Below are 19,469 nucleotides of genomic sequence, written 5' to 3'. Positions count from 1 at the left end.
TTTATTTTTTATCACCAACATTGAATGCGTTTTCTTTATTGGTGAGTTTATCTTAGCAAAGAAAAGCTAAAAACCTCTAGGAAGATTTTTAGCAAAAAATAAGACTATTTTTAGATGTCTCGTACTAAATGGTAAAATCTTTTGAAATGGTATTATCTTTAGTTATTTTTTTGAATTCCTTCTTCAAGGATGGGGAGCGTCATGGTAACTGTGGTACCCTGATGCGGTTCACTAATGACATCCACTCCATAATGATGGCCGTATAGTAACTGGATCCGCTCGTGTACGTTTTTAATGCCAATGCCGTTGAATAGCTGTTTTTTATTTTTTAAACGAGACAGATCCTTTGTTTGTTTCATCCCATCTCCGTTATCCATGATTTCGCAAACGAGCATGCCTTCTTTTTGAGCAATTAATATTTTAATAAACCCACGCTTCTTTTGTACAAAACCATGGAAAAAGGCATTTTCGATAAAAGGCTGGATAATCAGTCTTGGTATTTGCAAAGACAAACAGTCAGGTGCGACTAAAAAGCTGACTTGGATTTGATCCCCATATCTGGCATGGTTGATCTGTACATAATGACGCAGAATTTCCACTTCTTCTTCTACTGTAGTCGTCTTTTCGATCGTTTTTAATGAAGCTTGTAAAATGGAGATAAAGGAGTCCATGGTGACCATGGCCTTATCATTTTGCTGCTGTTTAATCATAAATTTGATCGAGGTTAGGGTGTTATAGATAAAATGTGGATTGATTTGGTGCTGTAAGGCCGTTAATTCTGCTTTGCGTTGTTTTTCCTGGGTATTTAGCAATATATTCACATAATCACGTAGCTCATTTAGCATATAGTTAAAGGCAGTGGCGATTTTTCTTGATTCATATCCTCCTTTGACGGGTAGGGATCTGGTAAATTGATAACGAGCCATATCAGAAATATTATGCACAATTTGACTAAGCGAAATGGTCATCTTTCGTAAAATCAGAAATGAAAAAATTAATGCAAAGACAGCAATTGAAACGCTAATCAGTAGAATTTCCTTTGTGCTGATTAGGTTACTGGTAATCTGTTCATGGTCAATTAAATTCACAAGATAGAGATCCAGATTCGGAATATACTCAGCAAAGAATAAATAATTTTGATCAAAGACATCCACGGCCTGATAGTTTTCTTGCTGGCTAGACAGATCATTGATACCTGCCAATAGACTGGGAGAAGATTCGCCTAGCCAATTCGTCTGGCTGCTGGAAATAATCGTGCCATCCCCATCTAGCAGTAATAAATCGTTACCATCGGATGTGTACCCCTCGTAGATACTGCGCAGATCACTTTCCCGAATAGATAAAAAAAGATAGCCAAAAATATCATCGCTTGTTTGATAACGAAGGGCTTTAGAGGCAATGAACATCGGAATATGGTTCGTAATTTCTGATGATTCAAATTGATACACGATATCATGTTCATTGGCCTCTGCCCTTGTCGTCAATTCATGCTCTAACAATTCCGTGCCAGTAACTTCCCAGTTCACATAATTGGTGGTAAAGGTATCCAAATAATTGGAGAGCAGTACAATATTTGTTTCGCGCGGTTCTAAGGTATTATGGATACGCTCTATCTCCTCTTGTATTCGATAATAGGCACGAGACGTATCCTTTGCTGAAATAGTTTTGGTGTTTAAATACTGTTTGAGTACAGCATTGGTTTCCACTTCTTTAGAGGCCATTACCAATGAATCACTAAAAGAATTCAATTGTCTTGATATATGGCCAATGCTTTTGGTGCTGGTCATGCTAAAGGTGTCCATAAACAGCTGACTCGACATCCGAATATTGCTAAAGGTAATGAATATCGCCACCATCCCAATACTAATTAGCATCACGCAGAAAATCTTGAACAATAAAGCATTCCGGTATAGGATCTTTTTTAATCGCTTCATCTTAGGAACCTCTTGTTTTTCTCATCATGCTGCGATAGCTTCTGGGAGACTGCTTTTCTACTCTTTTAAACACCTTGGTGAAATAACTAGGATCTGAGAAGCCAACTTCCTCGCTGACAGTGGTGATGGATTGATTCGTTTCTATTAATTTTTCTTTGGCGTATGTTATTCTCACCTTGTTTAAATATTCGCTAAATCCCTCTTGATGATGTTTAGTAAAATAACTCGATAAGTAAGAGGGGTTAAAGTGAAACTGATTCGCTAATGTTTGCAAGGTCAATCGCTCTTGGTAATGTTCCTCGATATAGTCCAAGATAGTTTGGAAGGAAGAACCCCTTGTTGTTATTTGTGTTTGAAGCTGTTCCACATCAGTCTGAAAAGCCTCCACGATATCCATCGCCTCTTGGATATGAAAAGAATGGGTGATCCAATGCAAGTATTGATATTTTTGATCTTCAAACGCTTTACTTGTTAAACCGATATTGTTTAGAGCTACAACGATATTAAAAATAACGTTCTCTAACCAGGATTTAAACGCGAAGATTTCCATCTCTCGCTGCTGTTGTAATAACTGAATATGTCTATGCAGATAGTGGAATCCCTTTTCAAATTGCTGATGCTTAAAATGGTCGATCAAACGTTGTAAATCAAAATCCTCTTGGATTATTTCTCTGTCCGGTAATTGTCCGTATTGTATCCAATGCTGTTCGGGCAAATAAAAATGATCCTTTTCCATTTCAGCAAACTGTTCTTGATTAATGTCGGCCAGTTTCTCTAATGGAAAAAAAGGGGTGCTAATCATCCATTTTTGCTGATGGTTGGCATCCGCCTCTGTAATGGCTTGTAGCAAGGAGCGTTCCATTGCTGGTAATTCCTCTGTTGTGAAATTGATAAGCGTTAAACAGTGATCATCGTCCTGACTGATATCGACTATCTCACAGCGTGGAAAGGTAGTCGTCAAGATATGTTGAAAAGTCTGATCATGTGTGTGTTGATCCTTTTTCTTTTTCCAGAAGGTCTTGACTAAGAGATATTGCTGGAAGGTGAAGTGTGTTTTTATTTCTTCCATTTCACGGACGGTATGGTACCCATCGATTATTTTACGCAGCATGTTTTGGATCGATCTGGTTGGATGCTTTTCTTCTCGATCTGGTTGTTTTTTTGTAATTCTATGCAGCGTTTGTAGTAAATCATCGGATTGCAACTTCGGTTTTAAGATATAATCGACCACGCCATATTGGAATGCCTGTTTCACGTATTCAAAGTCTTCAAAGCTGCTTAATACAATAATGTCGATATGAGGATGGTGTTCTTTGATATATTTGACCAATTCCACACCATTGAGTTCGGGCATCACAATATCGGTTATCAAGATATGCGGTTGTTGTTCGGTAATTTGTTTCATCGCCTCTTTTCCATTGGAAGCTTCTCCAATAATGGTAAAGCCTTCGTATTCCCAGTCGAGATAGTTCATAATACCTCTGCGTATCAGTAATTCATCGTCGACAATCAATACTTTATAAAATGAATCCATGTCAACACCTCATTCATTATGTCGTATTATTACTTTAACAGAATTGTGTACAGGAAGGAACGGTAGTTTAGTTAAGTTTGAAACCGCATACTTTCATAGAAGAGGTTTATTCGATATACTAGATGTGATCATTGAGTGTAGGAAAAAGGGAGGACGTGAAGTATGCAATATCGCCAATTGGGTAAAACAGATATGAAAATTAGTGAACTAAGCTTTGGTACTTGGGCTATAGGTGGTTCATGGGGGAAGACCGACGATAAGGAGGCCTTAGACGGTCTTGCTCGTGCCATGGATCAAGGTGTTAACTTCTTTGATACCGCCGATGTGTATGGCGATGGCCATAGTGAAGAGCTGTTAGCAAAAGCGACCAAAGGGAAGGAAAATCACATCTATATCGCTAGCAAGTTTTGTCGGGCCGGTGACATCCATGATCCAACCAATTATTCGGAAGCTGCTGTTACGCAATATGTGGAAAATAGTTTACGCCGCTTGCAACGGGAACGGCTCGATTTGATCCAGATTCACTGCCCGCCGATCGACATATTGCGAGATGGCAGGGTGTTTGAGGTGCTGGATAAATTGCAGCGACAAGGGAAAGTCCGTTATTATGGTGTGAGTGTGGAAACGGTGGAAGAGGGACTGCTTGCAATGGAAAATCCTAACGTGGCTGCCCTGCAGGTTATTTTCAATCTATTCCGGCAGAAACCTATTTTTGAGTTATTCCCAACAGCCAAGGAAAAGCAGGTGGGCTTACTCGCTCGTGTTCCATTGGCAAGTGGTTTATTGACCGGCAAGTTTAGCAAAGACCATCAGTTTGAAGGTAGTGACCATCGTCAATTTAATCAAAATGGGGAGGCCTTTAATGTTGGTGAAACCTTTGCAGGTCTGCCATTTTCCAAAGGGGTAGAGTTGAGTGAGAAGCTGGATTGGATCACATCAGGCAGAGGTAATTTAACCCGCGCTGCCTTGCAGTGGATTCTTAGTTATGACGCGATATCCTCGGTTATTCCTGGGTTCAAGACCGTTAAACAAATTGAGGATAACTTGGGTGCCGTAGAAGCACCTGCCTTTACAGAAGAAGAGCTAGAGGAATTGCATACCTTTTATCAGAAGGAAGTACACGATTGGATACGTGGTCCTTATTAAGTACAGCTACACACAAATGTTGCCATGCAATGTTTGTGTGTTTTTTTGTCCTAGTCATGTAGTATGATATACTTAATTAAGAGCTTTAAGAAAGTGGGTACGTGTATGCAAAGAGGCAGTTTTCAATGGATGAAGTCATTAAATAAATCGATTATTTTAAATAAAATTCGTAAAGCTGGATCGATCTCGCGCGCTCAAATTGCGAAAGAAACAGAACTAACCCCACCTACCGTAGGAACAATTGTGAAGGAGCTGTTAGTGCAAGGGCTTATTAGGGAAAGTCAACTAGGAATTTCTCAGGGCGGAAGAAAGCCAACTATGCTTGTATTGAATGTGCAGGCCTTTCATATTGTTGGGGTAGATGTTGGTCCAAGTCAAATTCGTTTTATTATTTCTGATTTGTCGGGAGAAAGACGGGATGAATTAAGGGAGATCATTCGCGATAAAGTAGATAGCGAGAACCTGTTGGACAGGCTGAAGAAAGGCATTCAACAATTAATGGAGCGGCACGACAGCTTACAATTTATCGGAATCGGTGTGGCTATGCATGGTATTGTGGACGCTGAGCAGGGACGGGCTATCTTCGCGCCTAATTTAGATTTACGTGATGTCCCGATCAAAGAACGGTTAGAAGCATACTTTGCGATGACGGTGAAGGTTGAGAATGATGCCAAGGCCTTGGCACTTGGCGAGTCCTGGTTCCATGGCGAAATAACTGGTAGAAGTATGGTTGCCATTAACGTGGGACGAGGTATTGGTGCAGGTATGGTGATAGATGGCAAGCTCTATAATGGCGAACATGGCATTGCTGGTGAGATTGGTCATATGATGATTGATTTACGTGGAAAAAAATGCAGCTGTGGTAACCATGGCTGTTTACAAACGATTGCGTCGGGACCGGCTATTGCAGAAAGGGCTGAAGAATTACTGGCGGCAGGAAATGCATCGATGTTGTTGGAGCACGCTGATGAAATTACAGCAGAAACCATTCATCAAGCGGCAGTTGCTGGTGATGACTTGGCAGGAGCGGTTCTTCATGAAGCCGGTATTTACTTAGGGATTGCCTTAACCAACCTTATTCACACGTTTAATCCTGGATCAGTGATTATCGGGGGTGGAGTGGCTAAAGCAGGTGCTTACATTCTCGATCCTGTTCGGGAAACGATTCAATCGCGTGTCATATACGATCGGGCTCAAGATACGGTTGTTCAATTATCGAAACTGGGCGAATACGGCTCTTCGCTTGGGGCGGTTGCCTTGGTATTGAGTGAGTTGTTTCAGCCGGAGGTCGGTAATTGATATAGTAGTTTCCGTCATGAAACCTCTAAGAAAAAACATTCTTAGGGGCTTTTTGACGTCCAGCCCTTTTTACGATAAGATAAAAGTATTCCAAAATACAAAACATCATTCCGTATTATGGAATGAAAGGAGGAGGCTATGGTACAAGTTCAATCTGTTGAGCGCAGTTTATCGATTTTGGAGTATCTGGCTGACGAGCCAAATGGAGCGAGTATTGCTCAGCTATCAGCGGAAATGGGGCTGGCGAAAAGCACGATTCATCGATTGTTGCAAACGCTGATGGTAAGAGGTTATATTCAACAAGACGAACAAACGGGTTATTATCAATTAGGAGTACAGTGCCTCACTTTAGCTAGCCATTTTCTAGGTCAGCTCGATATACGGTCGGTGGCAAAAGAAAACCTAAAGCAACTGTCACAAGACGCTGAGGAAGTGGTTCATTTATGCATTTTGGATCAAGATGAAGCCGTTTACATCGATAAAGTGGAAAGCAAACAAACATTGAGGATGTATTCCCAGGTTGGAAAGCGTGCGATGCTGCATTGTACCGGCGTAGGTAAGGCGCTGTTAATAGGGTATGAGGCGTCGCAATGGGAGCAATTAGCGGAAAATAAAGGGTTTCCGAAGTTTACCGATACGACGATCACCAATTTGGAGCAGTTGAAGGAGGAGATCGGTAACATACAAGCTCAGGGTTATGCTATCGATGAACAGGAGCATGAGAAAGGAATCCGCTGTATAGCTGCCCCCATTCTAGATGCTGAAGGCAAGGTAGTAGCGGCCATCAGTATTGCAGGACCGATCGAACGCATGACCAAAAGTCGTGTTCAAACAGATTTGGTTCCTGTTATCCGCAAGCAAAGTCAACTTATCTCGCAAAAATTAGGATATCGGAAAGGTGTGGAAAAATGAAGATTACTTCTATCGAAACATTTGTTGTGCCGCCAAGATGGTGCTTCGTGAAAGTGGAGACAGACGAAGGGATCACTGGCTGGGGAGAACCTGTCGTTGAAGGCAGGGCAGCTACGGTTGAAACCGCTGTACAGGAATTAGCGGAATACTTAATGGGGAAAGACCCATTAAACATCGAGGATCATTGGAATGTGATGTATCGCTCTGGCTTTTATCGCGGGGGTCCGATTCTGATGAGCGCGATTGCAGGGCTTGATCAGGCACTATGGGATATTAAAGGAAAATTTTTTAATGCCCCTATTTATCAATTATTGGGTGGCGCTTGCCGCGAGTCTATTCGGGTGTATTCCTGGATTGGCGGAGATCGCCCCAGTGATGTGGGAGAAGCAGCTCAGGCAGTTGTCGACGCTGGTTTTACGGCGGTGAAGATGAATGCTACGGAAGAACTGCAATATATCGACAGTTATGAAAAGATCGACCGTGTCGTCGAACGAATTGCCTCTGTCCGTGAAGCAGTTGGTGACTATATTGGCATCGGCATTGATTTTCACGGCAGGGTTCATAAACCGATGGCCAAAGTATTAGCGAAAGAATTGGAAGCGTTTCGCCCGATGTTTATAGAGGAGCCGGTACTGCCGGAGAATAACGAAGCGCTGGCTGAGATCAGCAAATATACTCCGATTCCGATTGCGACCGGTGAACGTATGTATTCTAGATGGGATTTTAAACCATTGTTTGAAGCCGGTTATGCCGATATTATTCAACCCGATTTATCTCATGCAGGCGGCATCACGGAAGTGAAGAAAATTGCTTCGATGGCAGAAGCCTATGATATCGCAGTTGCTCCACATTGTCCGTTAGGTCCGATTGCCTTGGCAGCCTGTCTCCAAGTGGACGCCACGGCTCATAATGCGTTTATTCAAGAACAGAGCCTCGGTATTCATTATAACCAAGGCAATGATTTATTGGACTATCTGACAGATACTTCGGTGTTTGATTATCAAGAGGGTCATGTCAAACTGCCACAAGGTCCTGGTTTGGGTATTGAAATGAATGAAGAAAAGGTAAGAGAACTGGCAAAAACGGGGCATAGCTGGCGAAATCCGGTTTGGCGTCATCAGGATGGCACGGTGGCAGAATGGTAAAGAAAATGGATGTTATCACGCTGGGAGAGACAATGGCGATGTTCAGCCCTGATACCATGGGGAAGATGCGCTATGCTTCCCAGTATTCCCGTAAATTTGCCGGAGCAGAGACAAATGTGGCGATTGGTTTACAGCGTTTGGGTTTTCAGACGGGCTGGATCAGCAGAGTTGGTGATGATGAGTTTGGCAAAGGATTAATCCATTTTGTTCGAGGAGAAGGAGTGGATGTTTCTCAGGTTCAAGCAGACAGTAGGGCGCCGACAGGATTATATTTTAAAGAGATTCGTCATGAGCAGGATGTGTATGTTTACTACTATCGCGCCGGATCTGCCGCAAGCAGAATGAGTGCAGATGATATCCAAGAAACATATATTGCGCAGACCAAATATTTGCATATTACTGGTATAACACCCGCATTAAGTGAAAGCTGTTTTCAAGCCGTTATGCAGGCCTTGCGATTTGCTGAAAAATATCGTGTACCGGTCGTGTTTGATCCTAATATTCGCGAGAAGCTATGGGACTCTAAGCAGCAGGCAAGAGAACGTTTAGGGCAGATTGCCAAACAAGCCGACATCATCTTGCCAGGTGTCAGCGAAGCCCGTTATTTATTTGGCGATGCTTCCTTGGAACAATATGCCCAGCGTTTCATGGAAAAGGGAGCCAGTACGGTAATCTTAAAAGAAGGGAGTAAGGGCGCCCATTTTTTTACGAAAGATTCGCATGGGTTTGTGCCAAGTTATCCGGTGGAACGGGTTGTTGACCCTATTGGTGCAGGAGATGGCTTTGCGGCAGGCTTGATCGCTGGGCTATTGGAAGGGTTACCATTGGAAGAGCGGGTCGCTAAGGGAAATGCGATTGGTGCGATCGTGACCACCGTGAATGGCGATGTAGAAGGTTTGCCGGATGCGGACGAATTAGCGCGCTTTACCCAAGTAAAGAAAGGAGATGTGGATCGATAAGATGAACATCTTACAGGAAATATACAAACATAGACTGGTTGCGATCATACGTGGTGTACCAAGCTCTGAAGTGATGAATGTCGTAGAATCGTTGTATGCAGGTGGTATTCGAATACTGGAAATTACGGTAGATACGCCCAACGCCTTTCATTGGATTGAAAAGGTACGAGAAAGATATCAAGGAGAGGTGATTGCAGGAGCGGGCACTGTCTTAGATGCAGAAACGGCTCGGTCGGCGATCATGGCAGGTGCACAGTTTATTTTTTCCCCAACGGTTGATAAGGAAACGATTGTAATGGCCAAACGTTATGGCATAGTAAGTATTCCGGGGGCGATGACACCAACCGAGATATTGACGGCTTACGAGAGCGGCGCGGATATCATCAAGGTTTTTCCTGCTACCGTGTTAGGACCGAGTTATCTCAAAGACATTCAAAGTCCATTACCGCAGATTCCTCTTATGCCAACGGGAGGGGTCAATCTAGATAATATAGCCGACTATTTTGCAGTTGGGGCAGTAGCAGCAGGAATCGGCAGCTCGCTAGTAAAGAAGCAATCAAGTTATTCCACACAAGATTTGCAGGCATTAACCGATCGTGCCAAGGCCTTTTCGCAAACAAACAACTCCGTATAAGGTTACGGAGTTGTTTGTTGACATAATGCGAGATTGTCCGGAAAAAGTCTCGAATCGTCCGGAAAGATCCCAGAACCGTCCGGCAAACAGCCAAAACCGTCCGGAAAAGCACACCTGCTATAGTCCACACTTCAACTGTGCGCCGCAATTGGTACAGGTATTACAACCGCCGATATCTTCTATACTTCCTTGACGGCAGACGGGGCAGGTGTCGCCAACTTCGGAGCCGACCGACATATTGGTTTTATCTAATTCATTGATCGTATCCATCAGTACCACTTTTTTCTCTTCATCGGCAAAGAGTTCTGTCTGCTCCGATAAATCATTCTCTTCTGCCTTGAGTGTGAGGACTTGGCTGTCACGGCTGCCATCGACATAGACGGTACCACCTTTGGCGCCGCCTCGATATAATCGCTGGTAAACCTGTTCGACTTGCTCGACCTTGTAGCCTCTCGGTGCGTTGACGGTTTTCGAAATCGAGCTGTCTACCCAGCGCTGAATTACGCATTGGGTGTCGGCATGAGCCTCTGGTGATAAGCTCATCGCAGTCACAAACCATTCCGGTAAATCATTTTCGTCTTGCTCTGGATGGGCATCTAGATATTCCTGAACAATATCGGCCTTGACCTCGATAAACTTGCCTAATCGTCCACTGCGATAATAGGTGAAGGAGAAGTAAGGCTCCAGCCCAGTGGAGACGCCAACCATCGTACCAGTAGAACCAGTTGGAGCAACCGTCAACAAGTGAGAATTGCGAATGCCATGCTGCAGCACGCCTTCTCGAACATCCTCAGGCATATCTTTCATATAGCCTGTGTTGATAAAGTTTTGTCGCAGTTGTTGTGTTTCTTCCTCTGTTTCTCCGATTAAAAATGGAAAGCTTCCTTTTTCCTTAGCCAGCTCTATCGACGTGCGATAGGCCGTGGTAGCGATCGTTTCAAAAATCTGATCCACTAGTTGGTTACCTTCTTTTGATCCATAGGCTGACTCACAATAGATCAACAAATCATGCAGTCCCATTACCCCTAAGCCAATTCGGCGTTCGCCTAATGCTTGCTGCCGGTTTTTCTCCAAGAAATAAGGGGTGGAATCAATCACATTATCCTGCATTCTAACACCAATTTCGACCGTTTGTTTCAGCTGGTCAAAATCAGGTTTCTTCTGTTTTTTATCTGCCATATTAGCGAGATTGACTGCCGCCAAGTTGCAGACACTATAAGGAGCGAGGGGCTGTTCCCCACATGGGTTAGTCGCAACGACCTTTTGACCATAAGCTGTTGCGTTTGTTTTATTATTGGCATTGTCAATGAAGAAAATGCCAGGTTCTGCTGAATAAGTTGCACAAATATTGATGAGATTCCATAAGTCTTTCGCCTTTATAGTTCGATATACTTTTATACCAAGCCCGCGTTCTGCCCATTCCCGAACATCACCAACCTGATGCCAGTGTTCATTATAATAGGCCATTTCTTCCGCTGTATAATTTTCTACATCAGGAAAACGTAAGCTATACTCACTGTCATTTTCTACAGCTTGCATAAACTCATCGGTAATACAGACAGAGATATTGGCCCCTGTTAGGAAATCTGTATTGTGAACAGAGTAAGAACCGCCATCGCGTAATTCTGCTTCTGCCTTTTCTATATTGGCGTCGGTAAATCCGCCTTGTCCCGGCATATCTTTATAATTAACAATACCTTGGTATAACTGAACGTCATCAGCTGGAAGCGGTGTAAATGCTAGCTTTTCCTCTGCCAGTTGAACAATAGTCTCATCTTGACTACTTTCAATTAAATAACGTAAAATACGCGGATTTTGCATCTTAGAAATAATAAATTCGATGACATCTGGATGCCAGTCGCTTAACATAATCATTTGAGCCAGTTTGTTGCGTTGATTCGTTACATCAACTCTCTAAGTCACCTTAGAGGTCAGACCATATCTTATATCCATCTGAGTAAAACAGATATCCTCGCGCTTCGGGAGCACTTGCTCCCTACTCTACTCTCTTCCACTAAAAAGTGTGATTTCGATGGTCGTTGAACCTTCTCCATTTAAAAGGAGCTTGGCTGCTGGTTGTCTTTAACCATTTGTTATTTTTCAGCATTCACATCTATCGTTTCCGATTCTGTTGTAGCTAACAAATTATTTATAATGCTTTTGATATCTTCAAAATGATGAATGATATCAAATTCCCAAAATCTTAAAATAATATATCCATTTCGGTTAGCTATATTTGTATTTTCACATAGACTGTATGAACATTTTAAGTCATTTTCTGCATAAAAATATCGAATTAGATAATCATTTAAGGATAATCCATGTTGTATCTTTAAGTGAGAAGTAAATCTTCCTTGTTTATTATGATTGATTTCAAAATTACATAACTTACATAATTGGGATTCTTTAGCATTATAGAAAGACCTGATTTTTCACTCCAAAATTATTTAATTTTTAGGAGATAATCATGTATTCAAAAAGAGTTTCCAGCAATTCACGAGGTTTATTTAGAGACGAGGCACTCGATTTTACCACGTCTTGATCCGCCTTGTTCGACTAAATGCGTTAACTTAGCGATGTCATCCAGCCATGAGACAGAGCCTGATGATTTGCCATTTACCCCTCTGGCTAGTGCATTTCGCGGTCGTAAGGTGGAACCATTTGTTCCGACACCACCGCCACGGGACATAATCTCCATCACCTGTTTGCGATGATCGCTGATGCCTTCCCGCGAATCCTCAACAAAGGGCATCACATAACAATTAAAGTAAGTGACATCGGTATCAGAGCCAGCCCCGTAAAGCACACGTCCAGCTGGTACAAAGTTGAGGTCAACTAATTCTTGATAAAAATGGTCAAACCATTCCCCTTGTTTAACCTTTGTTGTTTCAACTGCTGCCAGCCCAGTTGCATTTCGTTTGGCTATCTGTTCATAGTAAACCTCTAAAGGTTTGTCAATAATCGTTAATGGCCGTTCAATAATGCCTGTTTCTTGTTCTTCTGGTTTTTCCAATACATGAAGATAATCGGATTCTATTTGTATTTTGGCCTTCGCTGAGTTGGGATTAATCTCTAGTATAAATCCCGTTCCTCTAGCAGGAAACTTCGGATCTTCCTTGATGGTTAATACGACAAAGTCACCTGGTTTCAAGGTCTCTTTTTGCGTATCCTTGAAGGCATATCGATCCAACATGACCAGTCGCGATACCCCCTTATGGGTGGTATGCATGTCTGAGGTAATCGAGTGAACTTGCGGAAATTGGGCAATATCTTGGTTTAATTGTTCTACATTTATTTCCATCGTATCGTTTTTTGTTGCTGACATCTCAGAGCCTCCTCTTTATAACAAAATCAATTCAAGCTTATCAGAAATAACATCATCATTCAATATATTGAGTGTTTGTGTCAAAATAAGTACTATATATTGAATGAAAAGTGAAAATGATGCCCTATTATGAACTTTATAAGTGTCATCATTTCTTACAAAGTTCACTCTATTATCTTCATTCCCTCTGCAACAGAACCCGCTCATTCTTATTTTTACCCCATTCATCCGCTTGAACACTGTTCCATTGCTGTTATAGTAGTCTTCTTTCAAAAACCATCTCATTCATCTTGATAAAGTGACCACTCACATTTTGATTCCCCCTTTTCATCTACAATCTAATGCAATAGGTATTTTTCTTCCTTATGATAGAGCCAGCAAATAAAAAGGAGGAATTTTTATGATCGAATGGTTCCAAGATTTTGTCGTTACATTAGCACAGTCAGAGACGTGGGTGCAGTATTTGGGTACATTCCTCATTTCGGTTATCCCGTTTTTTGAATCGTATGTAGCCATACCAATTGGGATTGTCTTCGGCTTTCCGAGCATTCAAGTTGTTGCTATTGCTGCTGTAGGGAATTGGCTGTCCGTGATGGTCTTTATTTGGCTGTTATCTGGCCTGCGCAAGAAAGTGGTGAAAAATAAAGATAATAAGAGAAAAAATCGAGCGCAAAAGATATTCAATAAATATGGTGTTGCCGGAATATCGTTTGCAGGACCGATTATTTGTTTCCATGTATGTGCCGCCATTTCCATTGCATCGGGAGCTAAAAAGGCTTATGTGAGTATTTGGCAAGCTATTGGTATTGGAGCATAGTCGCTTGCCTTAGGTGTTGCCTTTCATTATGGTGTGAACCTTTTAGAATATTTGCCAAACCTTAATCCATTCTCATAAGAAAGGAGGTTGTTCCAAATGATAGGATTAATACGTAAAATTATTCCAAAGCAAATCATTCCGCCGTTCATGATATTGTTAGCAGTTATTCCGGCCTTAACCATTTATGAAGGAGTGGCCGCTAATTTGCCGGAATTACCTCATTTTGAAGCTCCAGACTGGTTTATTCCAGTCGGATTTGTCTGTATCGTGTTGATTTTTATGCTAGCATTAGCGATGAAGGATAAGAGGGACGTTGAAAAGTGAGAAGCATCATATAACAAATAGACGCTCCAAACGAGCGTCTATTTGTGCGAACCGTACTTATTAAGAAGAAAAAATAAATTGCGTCTTCCCAAAATAGCGCTCGCCTTTATCAATCCAAACAGATGGGAATCCCTCATGATGGATGGAAGCAGGGGAGGCCTGGGTTTCTAAGCATAAACCTAAATATTGATCCGATTCTCGTTCGCGTAATGCCATACCTTTGTCGAGGTTGTTCGAGGTATACATGACAACACCCGGTTGATCAGTGATAACCTTCAGTTGCCGCCCGCTTTTGGGATCACGTACGATGGCGCTTGCCTCTTGCGAATGATCAAAGATAAAGTAATGATCATAGCCATGATTAGCCACGAGATTTTGTTTGAAATCAGAAGAGACACCGTCTTTCATCGGTCGACCTTGACGGAAATCAAACATCGTATTGGCTGTGTCGAGGATCTGTCCAGTCGGGATTAGTGCCTCGTCTAATTCAACAAACTGACTGCTGTCCAAGGTGATTTCATGATCTTGAATGTCTGTTTTTAGATCACCGCTCAAGTTGAAATAGGTATGATTGGTGCTCGTTAGTACGGACTTGTGATCGACAAATCCTTCATACGTAATCGTTAAAGCATTATCATTATCTAGTGTATAGACCACTGTCATTTCCAGGTTGCCCGGATAACCATTTTCTCCATCTGGGCTGGAATGGGTGAGGGTGAGGCCGACTTCTTCATTATTTTGAAAAGGAGTAACCTTCCAAGTTGTTTTGTGAAAACCAGGCTCACCACCATGCAGATGGTTTTCTCCTTCATTGGCTGGCAGCTGATAGGTTTTACCATCTATCTCAAACTGTGCCTTCTCGATCCTGCCAGCCACACGGCCAATCAAGGCACCAAAATTACCGGGATTGTCTAAGTAATCCTCATAATGTTCAAAACCAAGCACGATATTTTCTATATTTCCGTCTTGATCCGGTGTGAGGATTTGGGTGATAATTCCCCCAAAGTCTAGGATAGACACGCTCATATCGTTGTCATTGACTAAGGTAAATTCTTTCCATTGTTGATCTTTTACATCAATTGCATGTGTTTGAATGTCCATTCAACGGATTCCTCCTAATAGGATTCTATTATTGATTTAAGAAGGCAAGAAAACGACGGAATGCCTCTCGTCCAGCTTGATCGGTTTTGTAAACACCGGCATCTTCTAGCACACGGGCAAATTTCGCGCCTAATGCGTCTTCAACGATTTGATCGACATTTGCTGTCGTGATCGCTTTATGCTCCTCTTGTATCGATTGTACCCAATTCTGGTGATAATCGGCAACATTTACTTCTTCCCCTAATAAGTACCGCTTAATCGCGGCTAGTTCTTGTTTCAATCGTGGAGGCAAAACCGCCAAGCCCATGACTTCAATTAAACCGATATTTTCCTTTTTAATGTGATGGACATCTGCGTGTGGATGAAAAATGCCCATTGGATGCTCCTCTGATGTACGATTATTACGCAAGACCAAATCTATTTCAAACATGCCATCTCGTTTGCGGGCAATCGGCGTGATCGTATTATGTGGTGTATTATCGCTAAAGGCATAGATATTCGCCTCCAGATCACTGTATTCACGCCATTTCTGCAGAATATCATCAGAAGCGTTGATCAACTGTTGACGATCGGCATGACGCAAACGAATCACGGATAATGGCCATTTAACCACTGCTGCCTCGATCTCCGGATAAGCATCTACCTGAAAAGAGAATTCATCTTCCGCATTGGTCATGGCAAAGGTATAGTTTCCCCCTTGATAATGGTCATGGGAGAGGATGCTGCCGCCTACAATTGGTAAATCAGCATTCGAACCAATAAAATAGTGAGGGAATTTCTCGATAAAGGCCGTTAACCGTGCGAAAGAATCACGGTTAATCTTCATCGGCCGGTGCTCCCTGGCAAAAACAATACTGTGCTCATTGTAATATACATACGGCGAATACTGTATGAACCATTCTTCTCCCTCTAATGGCACCTCAATAATCCGGTGGTTAGATCGGGCGGGGTGTCCAATCCGCCCAACATAACCTTCATTTTCGGCACATAATAGACATTGCGGATAAGCTACATTCTGAACCATTTCTTTCTCCCGTCTGATCTGTTCAGGATCCTTTTCTGGTTTGGACAGGTTGATCGTAATATCCAGATCCCCATAGTCAGAAGCGGATTTAAAATGAATATTATTAGCAATTCGCTTGGTTTGAATATAGTTACTGTCTTTGCTTAACTGATAAAAGTAAGCTGTCGCCTGTTCTGGCGCGATTTCATATTTTTGATAAAAGGTATCATTAATGGCAGATGGTTTAGAAAGGAAGACATCCATGATTTTAGCGGTTAGTTGTTCCCGTTCATCTAGTAATCCTTCTATCATCCCTTTTTCTTGTGCAACATCCGCCAATTCTTCTAATACATCAGGTATATCCATAGAAAGCAGTTCATCTGTTTCTTGATAACTTGCTTCTTGCAGTAGGCCTAAGATTTGATTACGGGCATAGAACCGGTCGCGGTTGGTGATCAAGTCTTTTTCCGTTGCTTTGGTTACTAGGGTGTGAATAAGGGCAGAAAGGGATGCCATTTATTGATCCTCCTTATAGCCTTGTGGATTAGCCTGATGCCAGTTCCAAGCATCTGTAATAATCCGTTTAATATCGGTGCGCGATGGATTCCAGCCCAAGATTGATCGTGCTTTATCAGAAGCGGCGATTAAGGTACTCGGATCCCCTGCTCTTCTTGGCGCAACTTGTGCAGGGATCGGGTGCTGCGTTACATTCCTGGCGGCATCGATGATTTCTTTAACCGAAAACCCTTGGCTGCTTCCGAGATTAAAGACGGTACTTTCTCCGCCTTTTTGTAAATAAGTAAGGGCAAGTAGATGTGCCTCGATTAAATCCTCGATATGAATATAGTCGCGGATACAGGTGCCATCTGGTGTATCATAATCATCTCCAAAAATAGAGATATGCTCGCGTTGTCCTAGTGCTACTTGCAATACAATTGGAATCAGATGTGTCTCAGGATTATGATCTTCACCGATTTCACCAGTGCTGCGCGAACCGGCTACATTAAAATAACGTAACGAGACAAAATGGATGTCATGGGCCTGCTCAGTCCAGTGCATCATTTTCTCCATCGTTAATTTTGTTTCTCCGTACGTATTTGTCGGCTGGGTCGGCATTTCTTCCGTGATCGGTACTTGTTCTGGCTCTCCATAGGTGGCTGCTGTGGAAGAGAAGACGATATGTTTCATATCAAATTCCGTCATGGCCTGTAATAAGGTTTGTGTGCCATAGACATTGTTATCGAAATACATCAATGGTTTTTCCATCGATTCCCCGACCAGAGAATGGGCAGCAAAATGGAGAACGCCATCAATGGATTCTCGAGAGAAGACATCTCGTAAAAAATCCAAATCACGCATATCTCCTTGATAGAATGTAGCTTTTGGATGAACAGCATCCTGATGTCCGGTCAGTAGATTATCGATAACCACCACATCATGCCCTTGTTCGATTAATTGATAGACTGCATGGGAGCCGATATAGCCGGCTCCTCCTAATACGAGTGTACGCATCTAATATTCCTCCTAAAGTTCGATTTCTTTGGCACCATCGCCGATTGCCGCAATATAAAACGTTGGGGCGTAACCTACCTTTGCTTGATAGGCTTCAGTAATAGCCTGCTGTACCGTGTCTACTTGGTTTTTTTCAACGATAGCAATAGCACATCCGCCAAATCCTGCTCCTGTCATTCGCGCTCCTAAGACACCCTTTTGCTGCCAGGCGGTTTCGGCAATGGTATCCAGCTCAAGTCCAGTAACTTCATAGTCATCACGTAAGGAAACATGGGACTGGTTTATCAGCTGACCAAAGGTGTCCAGCTCGCCGGCCTTTAATTGTTGTAAGGCTTCAATGGTTCTGGCATTTTCATAGACGGCATGCTTGGCACGTTGTTGGTTAGTGCTGTCTTTAATTAGTTGACGATTTTGTTCAAATTGTTCTGGTGTTAGCTCACCGAGGCTGTTGATTGATAATTCGCTTTGTAAATCGGCTAGGGCTGTTTCACACTGACTGCGACGTTCATTGTATTTTGATTCCGCAAGCTCACGTCGCTTATTCGTGTTAATAATAATGATATCATGATTTTCTAATTGAATGGGGGCATATTGATAATCTAATGTATCACAATTTAAGAGCATGGCATGATCTTTCTTGCCCATTCCTACCGCAAATTGATCCATGATTCCACTGTTTACACCGATGTAATGATTTTCTACCTTTTGACCGAGCTGAACCAATTGCAGACGATCAATGGTAAAAGAATAGAGGTTTTCCAGTAACACACCGGTAACAAGCTCTAGCGAAGCAGAAGAGGATAAACCGGCTGCATTCGGAATATTACCATAGAATAACACATCAAAACCGGTTTCAATCGAATAGCCTGCTTTCTTTAAATAAAGCACCATCCCTTTAGGGAAATTGGTCCAATCATCTGCCTTTTGATAGGCTAGCTCATTCAGAGAAACCTCGATGATCCCTTTTTCCGGGAAATTATCAGAATAGAAGCGTAATGTTCTATCCTCTCTAGGAATAGCAAGTGCATACGTGCCAAACGAGATCGCAGCAGGGAAGACGTGCCCACCATTATAGTCGGTATGCTCTCCGATCAGATTAATACGGCCTGGCGCAAAAAAGGTGCGTGGTTGTGCGGACGTAGCGAATGTCTCTTGAAACTTAGTGGTTAATTCAGAAATATTCATGTCGTTCTTCTCCTTTCATTTTTAACTTAATTAATTTAATTTATTAACTATATTGTAAGCGATTATCGATGGAGATACAAGGTGTATGAAGTAAATTAATTTATTGTGGTTTTTTACAGCCAAAAATTACTTTGGAAGAATTCACTTAAAACAAAATGTGTGTTACGTTGAGGCTGTAAGATTTATGTGAGGAAGGTGAAATGGAAAATAAATTTAGGGATGATTTTGTATGAAAAATAGTAGAATGATAAATATTATGGTAGCTCTATGTATAGCCTTACTATTCGTTATAAGAGCGATATACCCAGAGTTATTATCTGATTTAGCAACAATGCTCATTCTGACCGTTCTTTGTATACTCGCAATTTACACATCAGATGGCTTCCATCCTATTAATATCATGGCAGTAGCATTAGCTTTGATTTTCGGTTATATATATTTACTTTGGAGAACAACTAGATTCTTTATATACTGGCGTTACAGGAACAATTATTACAATAATTCTACTAATAATGTTGCTCTATAAGCCAAAAAAGAAGGTTGACATTTCTTGAGGATGGAGACTTCTTGGCTAAAATAAGTTAAAAGGTTTAGATCGATTTTAGTCTGTAATTTGGAACAACGAGTGGCATTTTAAAA

Annotated in this window: 14 protein-coding genes and 2 pseudogenes; 8 read left to right on the top strand and 8 right to left on the bottom strand. The window is 42.0% G+C overall.

The window, feature by feature from the left end:
* Positions 1-158: 158 nt before the first annotated feature.
* Positions 159-1,934 carry a cache domain-containing sensor histidine kinase gene (locus E0E32_RS06905; protein ID WP_066188393.1) on the bottom strand — a complete coding sequence of 592 codons (1,776 nt, stop codon included), beginning with the start codon at positions 1,932-1,934 and terminating at the stop codon, positions 159-161.
* Position 1,935: 1 nt separating this feature from the next.
* On the bottom strand, positions 1,936-3,468 hold the full coding sequence (locus E0E32_RS06900) for a response regulator transcription factor (RefSeq protein WP_066188391.1): 1,533 nt from the start codon (positions 3,466-3,468) through the stop codon (positions 1,936-1,938).
* A 162-nt stretch (positions 3,469-3,630) separates the two neighbouring features.
* Here E0E32_RS06900 and E0E32_RS06895 point away from each other — a divergent pair, with 162 nt between their 5' ends.
* The 6 genes from E0E32_RS06895 (at position 3,631) to E0E32_RS06870 (ending at position 9,563) form a co-directional block, all read left to right on the top strand.
* A complete protein-coding gene (locus E0E32_RS06895; RefSeq protein ID WP_130859360.1) occupies positions 3,631-4,614 on the top strand; it encodes an aldo/keto reductase in 984 nt (327 codons plus the stop codon).
* Between the two features lie 105 nt (positions 4,615-4,719).
* A complete protein-coding gene (locus tag E0E32_RS06890; protein WP_130859359.1) occupies positions 4,720-5,913 on the top strand; it encodes an ROK family transcriptional regulator in 1,194 nt (397 codons plus the stop codon).
* A gap of 138 nt (positions 5,914-6,051) precedes the next feature.
* The gene (locus E0E32_RS06885) at positions 6,052-6,825 is read left to right on the top strand and encodes an IclR family transcriptional regulator (RefSeq protein ID WP_130859358.1); all 774 of its coding nucleotides are present in this window, start codon (positions 6,052-6,054) and stop codon (positions 6,823-6,825) included.
* Complete coding sequence (gene dgoD, locus E0E32_RS06880) at positions 6,822-7,970, top strand: galactonate dehydratase (protein ID WP_130859357.1); 1,149 nt, start codon at positions 6,822-6,824, stop codon at positions 7,968-7,970. Before E0E32_RS06885 ends, dgoD begins: the two co-directional genes overlap by 4 nt.
* 5 nt (positions 7,971-7,975) lie before the next feature.
* Entirely contained in the window at positions 7,976-8,929 is a 954-nt protein-coding gene (locus E0E32_RS06875) for a sugar kinase (RefSeq protein WP_130859510.1), read from the top strand.
* A gap of 1 nt (position 8,930) precedes the next feature.
* The gene (locus E0E32_RS06870; protein ID WP_130859356.1) at positions 8,931-9,563 is read left to right on the top strand and encodes a bifunctional 4-hydroxy-2-oxoglutarate aldolase/2-dehydro-3-deoxy-phosphogluconate aldolase; all 633 of its coding nucleotides are present in this window, start codon (positions 8,931-8,933) and stop codon (positions 9,561-9,563) included.
* A gap of 117 nt (positions 9,564-9,680) precedes the next feature.
* Here E0E32_RS06870 and E0E32_RS06865 read toward each other — a convergent pair.
* Positions 9,681-11,444, bottom strand: a pseudogene (locus tag E0E32_RS06865) (vitamin B12-dependent ribonucleotide reductase); the annotation flags it as partial.
* Positions 11,445-12,093: 649 nt separating this feature from the next.
* Positions 12,094-12,888: pseudogene (locus E0E32_RS06860) on the bottom strand (ribonucleotide reductase barrel domain-containing protein); the annotation flags it as partial.
* A gap of 400 nt (positions 12,889-13,288) precedes the next feature.
* Here E0E32_RS06860 and E0E32_RS06855 point away from each other — a divergent pair.
* Entirely contained in the window at positions 13,289-13,705 is a 417-nt protein-coding gene (locus tag E0E32_RS06855; protein ID WP_130859354.1) for a small multi-drug export protein, read from the top strand.
* Positions 13,706-13,801: 96 nt separating this feature from the next.
* Entirely contained in the window at positions 13,802-14,029 is a 228-nt protein-coding gene (locus tag E0E32_RS06850; RefSeq protein WP_130859353.1) for a hypothetical protein, read from the top strand.
* Between the two features lie 60 nt (positions 14,030-14,089).
* Here the strand turns inward: E0E32_RS06850 and E0E32_RS06845 are convergent, their stop codons facing one another.
* Genes E0E32_RS06845 through E0E32_RS06830 form a run of 4 tightly spaced genes read right to left on the bottom strand, consistent with a single transcriptional unit; the run spans position 14,090 to position 18,830 of the window.
* Positions 14,090-15,130: an aldose epimerase family protein gene (locus tag E0E32_RS06845; protein WP_130859352.1), complete on the bottom strand. Its 1,041-nt coding sequence runs from the start codon at positions 15,128-15,130 to the stop codon at positions 14,090-14,092.
* A gap of 28 nt (positions 15,131-15,158) precedes the next feature.
* Complete coding sequence (gene galT, locus E0E32_RS06840; protein ID WP_130859351.1) at positions 15,159-16,649, bottom strand: UDP-glucose--hexose-1-phosphate uridylyltransferase; 1,491 nt, start codon at positions 16,647-16,649, stop codon at positions 15,159-15,161.
* Entirely contained in the window at positions 16,650-17,645 is a 996-nt protein-coding gene (gene galE / locus E0E32_RS06835; RefSeq protein WP_066188366.1) for a UDP-glucose 4-epimerase GalE, read from the bottom strand. It lies immediately after the preceding gene.
* Positions 17,646-17,657: 12 nt separating this feature from the next.
* Entirely contained in the window at positions 17,658-18,830 is a 1,173-nt protein-coding gene (locus E0E32_RS06830) for a galactokinase (protein WP_066188364.1), read from the bottom strand.
* Positions 18,831-19,469: the final 639 nt, after the last annotated feature.

Origin of the sequence: Gracilibacillus phocaeensis, assembly GCF_900626275.1 — a bacterium.
In the GTDB taxonomy this organism is placed as follows: domain Bacteria; phylum Bacillota; class Bacilli; order Bacillales; family Amphibacillaceae; genus Gracilibacillus; species Gracilibacillus timonensis.
Note: the sequence above shows the minus strand (reverse complement) of the source record. Positions and strands in the feature narration are given on the sequence as shown.